The following is a 9,825-nucleotide window of genomic DNA, read 5'->3' on the forward strand; positions in this document are numbered from 1 at the left end:
CTCAAGGCCGAAAGGTGTCAGTAGCCGATGGCATCGCCGATCAGGGCATTGCGATTGATGGAGATGGACAGATCGGTGGCAGCCGTGGTCCGCGTGGCGAAGTCTTCCCAGACGTCCCAGGCCTCGTCACGCGAGGCGATGGCGTCGTACTGGGCATATCCGGCGGCAGCTGCCGCCAGGGCAGCGGTGGCAATGCCGGCGGCCGCCAGACCAATCTGGAACGAACGGGCACCCGCCGACATGGTGGTGTCGGCGGTGGCGGACACCATTTCCTTGGCCGCATCGAGAATGGCCGATGCGGCACTCGCCACCCCGGCCGCCGCGGCAAACACGTCGGCATCGGCGAGCTTCCATGCGACGTACAGCTGGTCGCGGTAGTCGTAGAGCGCACGCTCGAGCACGAAGGCGCTGGTGGCCGCATTGAAGTGCGCGTGCATCGCCGCCGACAGGGCCGCGCCACAGTGCAGTTGAGAGAACAGCTCGGAATGGCTGACCGAGATGACCTGGTCGTCGTAGTTGTTGGTGATCAGCGTGCTCGGCGACTCGAAGGTCGGGCTGGCGTTGGTTGCGGTGCCGTTGGCGCCGTCGAACCGGTTGCCGGTGCCGCTGGCGTTGAGCATGCCGGGCGCCGCGATAACAAAAGCCACCGCCTGCCGGCTGCCCCGTGCGTTCACGCCCAGGTTGCCGGCCGGTGCCACGATGTTGTCGCTGGCCGTGTTCAGCGCCAGGCAGACATCGATAAGGTTGGTCGCAGACCCCACCGGGGTGGCCGGACAAGGCGGCCCATTGCTGGCGTCGCAAGAGCCGGACAACGGATCGCTGAACGACCCCGACTGCGTGGCGCCCAGCAGGTTGGCCGCGCTGGCCACCGGCAAGGGGGGCAGCTGCCCATTGGGCGCGGTGTTGTTCTGCGGCCGCGGGGACGGCGTGGCCACCCGCAACGGGTTCATGCGGTCCTTGAGCACGGCGAGATCGCGGTCCTCGTGCGCGGTGGTGGAGGCCTGGCGGTACACCCCGTAGCGCAGTTGCCCGGCCTCGGGGCGCGGCAAGCCCAGGGTGCGCCAGGGCACATAACCCACCTGCCCGGCGCCACAGTTTTCCGTGCCCAAGGTGTCGAGCGCCGGACACGGCATGCGGAAATTGGCGTGCACGAACCCGATCACCGCTTCGCGCACCTGGACCTGGGTGTCCATCTGGCGGGTGGACACGCGTTGCCGTTCGGACAATTGCCAGAACACGACCGCGCCCAGCAACACGATGCCCAGCGCCAGCAGCGCCACGGAGAGTTCGACCAGGGAGAAACCCCGTTGGAGTCGCTTCATGGGTTCAGCCCCTTTTCATCCAGCGTGATCGCCTGCGCCAGCGTGAGCCGCAGTGTGTCGAAAATGTGCACGGCGTAGTCGTTGGCGGCATCCAGCTTGTCCTCGGCGTCGGCCAGCGCGTCCTGGGCGTCCGACAGCTCCTGTGCCGACATCGCCACGTCGGTGATGGCCAGTGCCATGTTGACGGCCGCCATGGCAATGGTGAAGGCGGTCAGGCCTTCGGTGTTGGCCGCCGAAGCGATGCTGATCGCCGTGCTGGCCGTGGCCAACGCCAGGCCCATGGCCGACATCACGACGCCCGCTTCCGCCGCCTGCAAGGCCGACTCGGCCGAGATGATGTCGTAGGCCCGCAGCGACCAGTACTCCTGCATCACCCGCGTGTTGTCGTAGGCCGCAAAAGCCCCCTGGGCCGCGGCCTGCATCTCGCCCAGGCGCGCCACACATCCCAGACGCATGGAGAGGTCGGCCGGACCGACGGCCAGGCTGATGTCGTCGTAGTTGACGTCCTGCGCACGGCCGGGCAGGTCGAAGCGGAAGCTGGGGTTGGCGCCGACGGCGTTGTTACCGTCGAAGCGGTTGTTCTCCCCGGGGTGCACCACCACAAAGGCGACGGGCAAGGCGGTGGACGCATTGCCGGCGGTCAGCGACCCGGCCACGCCCGGATTGCTGGCATGGCGGCGCAGCACGTTGCACCAGTCCAGGCCGTTGACCACGGTGCGGCGCCCGGTGGCCTGCGTCAGCACCGTCTGCAACTGGTTGCGGGCGGTGGTCACGGCAGCCGGCACGGTCGACAGGTCGGGCGGCAATGTGGGCACGCCCGAGAACGTGCGGTTGAGGTCGGGCGATGCCGCCGCCCATGGGGTCGCCGTGAGGTTCGGCACCTGGGCCAGATTGACACCACCTCCGGTGTTCACGCCGTAGTGCAGCCGGCCAAAGTCGCTGCTCAGGCCCAGCGTGCGCCAGGGCAGAAACACGGCTGTGGCGCTGCCGCAAGCCTCAGTGCCGCCGGTATCGGGTGCCGCGCAGGGCAGCCGGTGGCGCGACAGCACGAAGCCTTCGATCGCGGCCTGCGCTTCGTTGAGCTGGCGCTGGATCTCGGGGCGCGTCATGGGAGCGGTGATGGCCGCCACCCAGCGCCAGACCATGATGCCGACCAGGCCGATGATGACCAGCGCCACCCCCAGTTCCACCAGGGAAAAGCCACGCTGTTTGTGCAGGAAACGCGGCCTCATCGCGTGCCACCCTTTCGGTCAACGTTGATCAGCAATGCCTCGGGAATGTCCGGTGGCATGGGGCCCACGCCGGTGCCCGTGATCGTGCACTCGGGCATGTCCTGGGCAGCATCCTGGGCCTGCGCCAGGTTGGCATTCGCCGTATTCACCCGGTCCACCGCCGCAGGGCGCCGCCCCTGCAAGGCCGTGAGTTCTTTCTGCCGGACGCTGGGCATGACCAGCTTGCTGTCGTCTGCCGGCCACGATACCCCCCAGGTGTTGCCTGTGCCCCCCATCAGATCGGCGATCGCGTTGCGCACGACGCTCGTCCGGTTGGTGACGGGGTAGTCCGTGCCGCTGATGTTGATCGTGGCCGGACAGGTACCCGCGTAATTGGTGCACTGGTAGGTCGTCGTCAGCCCGGTGGTCACGGAGTAAACGCCGTGGTTGAGCAGGCTCGAATAGGCCGACTGGTAGGTGGAGTTCGCGTTGCCCAGGGCGGTATTGGCGTTGTTGTAGTTGGTCTGGGCGGCGCTGATCTGGCCGGCCACGTTGTCGCGCTCGGTCACGGCGCGGTCGCGCTCGGTCACGATTTCGGTGGTGTCGCCCGAGTCGCGGTAGCGGATGAGCAACTCCCGGTCGGCCATCAAGGACAGTTGCTGCAACTGCAGGGCCTGCTTGGTGTCCGGGTTGGTTTCGGCATCGATCTGGGTCTGCAGGTTGTTGATCTGCGTCTGCAAGCTGTTGATCTGCGTGTTCAGCGCCCCCGTGTTCGCCGGTCCGGTCAGGTTGTTGAGAATGTTGTTGTATTTGGTGACCGAAGCGTTCCAGTTGTTGTACTGGTCATTGAGCAAGGTGAGCTGCGATTCGGCGGTATTGAAGTTGGCGTCCGCCGTGTACCAGGCATCCCCCGCATTGATCAGGTTGGTGACCTTGTAATCGATGGATGAAGACGCCTGGCTGGCGCGCACGGTGGCATACAGGCTGTTGATCGAATTGGTTCGTGCCGTGTTGGCGGCACCCAATTGGCCCTGCTTGGTCAGGATGTCCGCATCAAGCTCGGCCAGCGCGTTGGTGGCGTCGGTCACCTCCTGCTGCGCCGCCGCGATGATGTCGTCGGGATTCGGGGTCGGGCCGCAGCTCAGGTCGCTCACGTCGATCTCGTTGTCGGCCAGGGCCAGCGCTTCGCCCGCCTTGACGGCGGCGACGATGTTCAAGGCGATGGACGCGATGTTGGCCGCCATCACCCCGCCGGTCAGCGCAATCGCCGCAGTGTGCTGGGGCGCCGCCGCACAGGCATTCACCGCCAGGCCGAGCGTGGCCGCACACAGCGCCCAAGCCACCGCCGCATTGCCGGCTTCCGAGGCGCCTTCAATGATCAGCGCGGCGGTTTCCACCGCCGTCACACCGGCGCCGATGGAGGCAAAAATGATGGCCTGTTGCGCCGCCTCGATGTTGTCATCGCGCATGTCGGCCACCTGCTCCGACACATCCAGGCCCAGCGCCACCATGTTGATCGAATCGATCAGCGGCTGGCACTGGAAGGCCGATCGCAGGCTGGCAAACGAGCGCTCGAAAACCACGTCGTCGTAGGTGGAGAGCAACGGCGCCTTGGCCGGGTCTTCCACTTCGTTGGCATCCGTCTGGTTGGCGCCGTCGAACAGCGAACCGGTGGTCGTGTTGCCGTGCATGCCCGGGTGCACCAGCGCATAGGCAACGGTGCGCATGGGCGACGAACGCACAGCCGCTCGGCCGCTGGCGTAGGCGGTTTCGACACCGACGGCCAGGCGCTGGCACAGGTCGGCCAGGTTCAGGATGTCGTCGGGGTACGGGTTGGCGTCCCGCATGTTGAAGAAGGTGGCCGCGCCGTCGTCGTATTCCAGCGGGCGCCAGGTGTCGCTGAGCACGGTCAGATCCTGGTCACCACCACCGCGCTGCACCAGGTAACGCAGCCGGCCGATGTCGACGCCCGGATCGGCACCCGCCTGCCGCAGCGACTGCGAAGGCAGCCAGCCTTTCTGGGCACTGGTGCCACAGTCTTCCAGCCCGTCGCCGTCTGCATCCGGACACGGCAGCCGGCGCATGACGGTGGCAAACGTGATGATGGCCTGGTCCGCCTGCGACAGCGCGCGGTGTTCCTGCCGCGAAGTCTCGACGAGCGTGCGTTCGCGCCATTCGAGGTAGCCGACCAGCGACAGACCGCCGAGCACGGCCACCAGCAGCAGCACCTTGAGCAGGGTCAGGCCCTGCTGCAGGCGGCGAACTCTCGCGTGTTGTCCGGGGTGCACCATCACCCGACTCCCAATGTTTGACCGACCGACTGACGCACCAGGTCGTAGATCGGCAGCAGCAGCGCCACGATCAGAAAAATGAACAGGCCACCGGCGATCAGAATCAGCGCCGGCTTGATGATTTCGCTCAGGGACTGGACCACGACGTCCAGGCGCTTGCGGTATTCGGCGGCCAGTCGGTCGAGCTGTTTGTCCAGCGACCCCGACTCCTCGCCCACCGAAATCATGCGCACCGCCATGGCGGGAAAGCCGCCCACGCGCCGCATCGAAGCCCCGATGCCTTCACCGCGCGCGACCCCTTCGCGCACACGCATGAGGCGATCGCGGTAGTACTGGTTGGAGGTGGCGCGGGCCAGCACGTCCAGGCTCATCATGAAGTCCAGCCCGGCGCGCACGAGCAGCGACAGGTGTTCGCTGATGAAAGCCATGCCCGACGAGGTCAGCAGCGTGCGCACCACCGGCAGGCGGTGCATGAGTTCGTAGCATGCGCGCCGGAAGCGCGGCACGGAGCGGAACAGCCAGAGCAGCAGCACCACCAGCACCACAAAGCCCACCGCCACCAGCACCATGTAGTGCACCAGCACGTCGGACACGTTGATGAGCCACTGCGTGAGCGGCGGCAGCTTGGCCTGCAACTGCTTGAACAGCTGGGCCAGATTGGGCACCACGTAGTACAGCCAGAAGAAGCCCACGCCCAGGATGGAGGCGAACACCAGCGTGGGGTAAATCATCGCGGTGCGGATGTCGCGGTGGATATCGATCAGCCGCTCGACGTGGGAGGCCGACTCCAGCAGCATGCGGGGCAACGTGCCGGATTCGTCGCCGATCTCGGCCAGGTTGCGCACGGTCTCGGGAAAGACGTCGGGATGGCGGGAGAACGACTGCGGCACGCGCATGCCGGAACCGATGTCCGCATGCACCCTGCGGGCGATGCCCGCGACGCCGCGGTAGCCGGTATCGTCCTCGATCAGGGTCTTGAGCGCGTCCATCATGGGCACGCCAGCGTCGAGCATGATGCCCAGATCGCGCAGGAAGCCGGCCAGGTCCTGCGAACGCACCTGGCTGCGGAAGGTGCGCAGCCGGAAGTCGTTGATGGCGGTGAGCCAGGTCGGCAGCCGCATCAGCGAGAGCACGGTGCCTTCGGTCTCCTGCTCCAGCCGCACGCGCACCGAGTGGTCGCGTTCAACCAGCAGGCGCAGGAAGCCGCTGCGCACCTCGCCATGGGGCAGGAGCACGCGGTAGAAATAGGTGCGGACGGTGCCCATGGTCAGTCCAGCCCCACCGATCGCTGCACTTCGTCCAGGGTCGTCTCACCGGCCAGCACGCGGTGCCGTGCGAGCTGGGCCATGGGCTTGAGGCCCCCGGCTTCGGCCAGTTCGCGCAGGCGCGCCCGCGGCGCATCGGCCACGATGGCGTCGGCCAGTTCGCGGCGCACGGTCAGCACTTCGTACACCGGCACGCGCCCCCGGTAGCCGGTGCCGCGGCAGTGTTCGCAGCCCACCCCGTGGAACAGGCTGGCCACCGGCCGGCCCAGCCAAGCCTGTTCAGCGCTGGTGGCGGGGCGTTCGGTCTTGCAGTGAGGACAGATGCTGCGCACCAGGCGCTGGTTGATCACGGCCACCAGGTTTTCGGCCACCGAGTCGGCGTCAACCCCCAGCAGGCGCAGGCGGGGCACCACCCCGAAGATGCTGCCCACGTGCAGCGTGGACAGCACCAGGTGCCCGGTGGACGAGGCGTCCAGCGCCGCGCGCGCGGTTTCAGGGTCGCGGATTTCGCCCACCAGGATGATGTCCGGGTCGTGGCGCAGGAAGTGCCGCATGGCACTGGCAAAGTCGTAGCCGGCACGGCGGTTGACTTCCGTCTGGCAGGCCACCGGCACCCGGTATTCGACCGGGTCTTCCACCGTCAGCACGTTGCGCTCCACCAGCGGCTGCACGCGCAGCGCGGCATGCAGCGTGGTGCTCTTGCCCGAACCGGTGGGCCCGGTGATGAGCACCAGGCCGTGCGGGCGCGCGAAGGCGCGCTCCATCTCGGCCACGTCCTCATCGAGGAAACCCAGATCCTGCAGGCGATCGAGGTCGCTGCGCTCGGGCAGCAGGCGCAGCGCGATGCGCTCGCCGAACTCCGAGATCATGGTCGACACCCGGATCGTGTAGGCCGCTTCCATCAGATGGATGGAAAAGCTGCCGTCCTGCGGCAGCCGCTGCTCGCTGGCGTCCATCTCGGCCTTGATCTTGATGAAAGCCGTCAGCCGGTCCAGCGAGGGCGGCATGGCGAACATCGGCCGCAGCACGCCGTCGACCCGCATCAGCACCGTGCGGCTCTGGGCCGTGGGGGCGATGTGCACGTCGGTCGCGCGCTCGCGCACCGCCGAATGCAGCACCAGCTCCAGCAGGCGGGTCGGGCTGTAGGCATGGTCGTTGTCGTCGGACAGGCGCCGGATTTCCGTGTCGATCAGCTTTTCGACCGGGTTTTCCTGGAAGTAATAGTGCTGGTGGATGGCATCCACCACGGCGAAGAAGTCGCCCTGCCAGAACAGCACGTCCTGGCCGACGCGGCGCTGCACGATGGCCGCCACGGTCTCGGGCGACGCATCACCCAGCCACACGCGCAGCTTGTCGCCCTCGCGGCGGATCGGCAGGAAGTTGTGCGTCAGGCACAGGCTGCGGTTGAACGCAGCGGCCACCTCGGGATCGATGGCCGGCAGGTCGTGGAACTCGATGCCCCGCTGCAGCGCCAGTTGCCGGGCCAGATCCTTCGCACTGATGAAGCCCAGCTCCACCAGCATGCGGCCCAGGCGCTGGCCTTCGACGGCCTGCTTCTGGCGCGCGTAATCGATCACGACCTGCGTGACCAGCCCGCTGCTGACCAGCATGCGGCTCAGGCTGCGGCGATCGGAAGCCGGCACGCTTTCCATGGCGTCAGGACTCCTGCGCATAAAACCTCTCCAGCAGCAAGCCGCTCAGGGCGTCGATTTCGCCGGTCGGCGGCAGGCCGACACCTTCCTGGAAGCGCTGCAGCGCGCGCCGGCTGCGTTCCCCCCAGATACCGTCGACCTCTTGCGGTGTCAGGCTGCCAAAACGGGTCAGCGCGATCTGCAGGCGCGCGGCTGTGATCCGGTCGGTGGACACGTACCCGGCGGGCGGCGCGCTCCAGCTCAGCCAAGTCTGGCCTTCGCGGGTTTCCAGGCACAGGTCGTCCAGACGGGCCAGGCGCGAGCCGAGCAGGCGCACCGTCGTTTCGCTCAGCGGCTGGCTGACGATCTTGCGCTCGGCCGACCAGGGCCGCGCCGGCTGGCAGACCGCCGACTCGATCACCGGCGCGGGCGCCGGCAGCGGGGCCGCCACGGGCAAGGCATCGCCCGTCGCCGGAGCCAACGCAACCGTGTCGGCCGGGGCCGGTGCGGTGGTTTCGGCGGTGGTCGGCTCCGCGCTGACGGCGGTGCCGGGCGTTGCGGCCGGTGTGTCTTCGGTGGCGGGTGTCGGTGCGATCGGCGCTGTCAGGGCCGCCTGCGCCTGGCGCGGCGGTTGCTGCCAGAGCACGATGCCGATGCCCAGCAGGCCGACAATGACCACCGCATAGGTCCAGCCCGGAATGCCCCCGGTGCTGGCAACTGTTGTCGCGTCCGAGGCCGCAGCGGGCACAGGGACCTGACCGCCGGCCACGCCGGCGACTCCGGTCAGCTCGACGCGGCTGTCGGCAATGGCCTGCCGCATCAGGGCGGCGTCGATCACCTTGGCGTTGTGGGCCGCGAGCCCGTACAGGCAACGGTCCATGATCAGGTGGATCTGGCGCGGCACACCCTGTGTTTCCTGCCACAGCAACTGGCAGGCATCGGCCTGCAGCAGGTAGCTGCCATCGCTGCCGGCCGACTCAAAGCGGAAGCGCACGTAGTCGGCGATTTCCGTGCTGTTGAGTCCGTACAGGCGCGCGTGTTTGACCAGCCGGCTGCGCAACTGGCGCAGACTGTGCTGGGCCAGGGTATCTTCCAGTTCGGGCTGACCGGCCAGCAGGATCTGCAGCAGCTTCTCCTGGTCGGTTTCGAGATTGCACAGCAGGCGGACCAGCTCCAGAGAGCTCGCCGCCAGGTTCTGCGCGTCGTCGATGATCAGCAGGCAGGTCTTGCCTTCGCGGTGGTTGTCCAGCAGGAAGCTGTTGAGCACGCCAATGTCCGAGGACATGGAGCCCGTGCTCTGCAGGCCAAAATCCTGCAGCACCGCCGCCAGCAATTCGGGCCCCTGCAGAAAGGTGTTGAAAACCAGGGCCGACACCACGTTCTTGGTGCCCAGGTCGGCCATCAGGCGGCGCACCAGGGTGCTCTTGCCCATGCCGACTTCCGCCGTCAGCAGCGAAATGCCCTTGCGCGCCAGGATGCAGTGCGCCAGCTCCACCACCTGCTCTTCCAGGTGGGGCGTGGAGAAATAGCACCCGGCGTCGGGGGTGTAGGGAAACGGGTTGCGCACCAGTCCGAGCGCCGCAAGATGGCCGTTGCGCGCGTTCATCGGGCCCCCTCGCTCTGGTTGAGCTGGTCCAGCGCCGAGCGCAGTGCCGACGAGTTGGGGTTCTGCCGCAGCGAGCGCGACAGCACTTCGCGAGCCTGCTCGGGCCGTTGCTGCTGGCGCTCGATCGCGACCAGGGTGAGCGTGGCGTTTTCGTCGCCCGGCACCTTCTCCAGAAGCCGGCGATAGGCACGGCGCGCCCGATCCATGTCGGCCGTCTGGTAGGCGAACCAGGCCTCGGCCCGCCAGCGCGCCGTCGAGCTTTCGGGCAGTCGCGCCTGGACCGCCGCCAGCAGCCGTTGGGCCTGAGGCTCGTCCTTGGCAGCCAGTGCGCGGTTGAGCGCATCGAACAGCTCGCCCAGGTCTTCGGGACCTGCTGCGCCGGAGGCGGCCGCCCGCGGCGACGCCACCGACACCACCGGTTCTGCCCGGGCTGGCGCAGGCGCCACCACGGCGGCCGCAGCGGGCGCCGGGGAAGAAGCCTCAGCCGGCGCCGGCGCCG

The 9,825-nt window shown here is 67.7% G+C and carries 7 protein-coding genes; all 7 read right to left on the reverse strand.

Annotated elements, in window-relative coordinates; genetic code table 11:
• Window positions 1–17: 17 nt before the first annotated feature.
• Entirely contained in the window at window positions 18–1,322 is a 1,305-nt protein-coding gene (locus tag QQK43_RS17440) for a type II secretion system protein (RefSeq protein WP_234266121.1), read from the reverse strand.
• Window positions 1,319–2,554, reverse strand: coding sequence for a type II secretion system protein (locus QQK43_RS17445; protein WP_284308773.1), 1,236 nt, complete (start codon window positions 2,552–2,554; stop codon window positions 1,319–1,321). The genes QQK43_RS17440 and QQK43_RS17445 overlap by 4 nt, the downstream gene beginning before the upstream one ends.
• A complete protein-coding gene (locus QQK43_RS17450; RefSeq protein ID WP_284308774.1) occupies window positions 2,551–4,824 on the reverse strand; it encodes a hypothetical protein in 2,274 nt (757 codons plus the stop codon). The genes QQK43_RS17445 and QQK43_RS17450 overlap by 4 nt, the downstream gene beginning before the upstream one ends.
• A complete protein-coding gene (locus QQK43_RS17455; RefSeq protein WP_234266118.1) occupies window positions 4,824–6,089 on the reverse strand; it encodes a type II secretion system F family protein in 1,266 nt (421 codons plus the stop codon). Before QQK43_RS17455 ends, QQK43_RS17450 begins: the two co-directional genes overlap by 1 nt.
• Window positions 6,090–6,091: 2 nt before the next feature.
• On the reverse strand, window positions 6,092–7,762 hold the full coding sequence (locus QQK43_RS17460; RefSeq protein WP_234266117.1) for a GspE/PulE family protein: 1,671 nt from the start codon (window positions 7,760–7,762) through the stop codon (window positions 6,092–6,094).
• Complete coding sequence (locus tag QQK43_RS17465; RefSeq protein ID WP_234266116.1) at window positions 7,746–9,326, reverse strand: ExeA family protein; 1,581 nt, start codon at window positions 9,324–9,326, stop codon at window positions 7,746–7,748. Before QQK43_RS17465 ends, QQK43_RS17460 begins: the two co-directional genes overlap by 17 nt.
• Window positions 9,323–9,825 (reverse strand): tetratricopeptide repeat protein (locus QQK43_RS17470; protein ID WP_284308777.1); only part of this gene is annotated, 503 nt, incomplete at its 5' end. The genes QQK43_RS17465 and QQK43_RS17470, both read right to left, overlap by 4 nt.

The sequence above is a fragment of the Hydrogenophaga electricum genome, assembly GCF_030160815.1.
Classification (GTDB): domain Bacteria; phylum Pseudomonadota; class Gammaproteobacteria; order Burkholderiales; family Burkholderiaceae_C; genus Hydrogenophaga; species Hydrogenophaga electricum.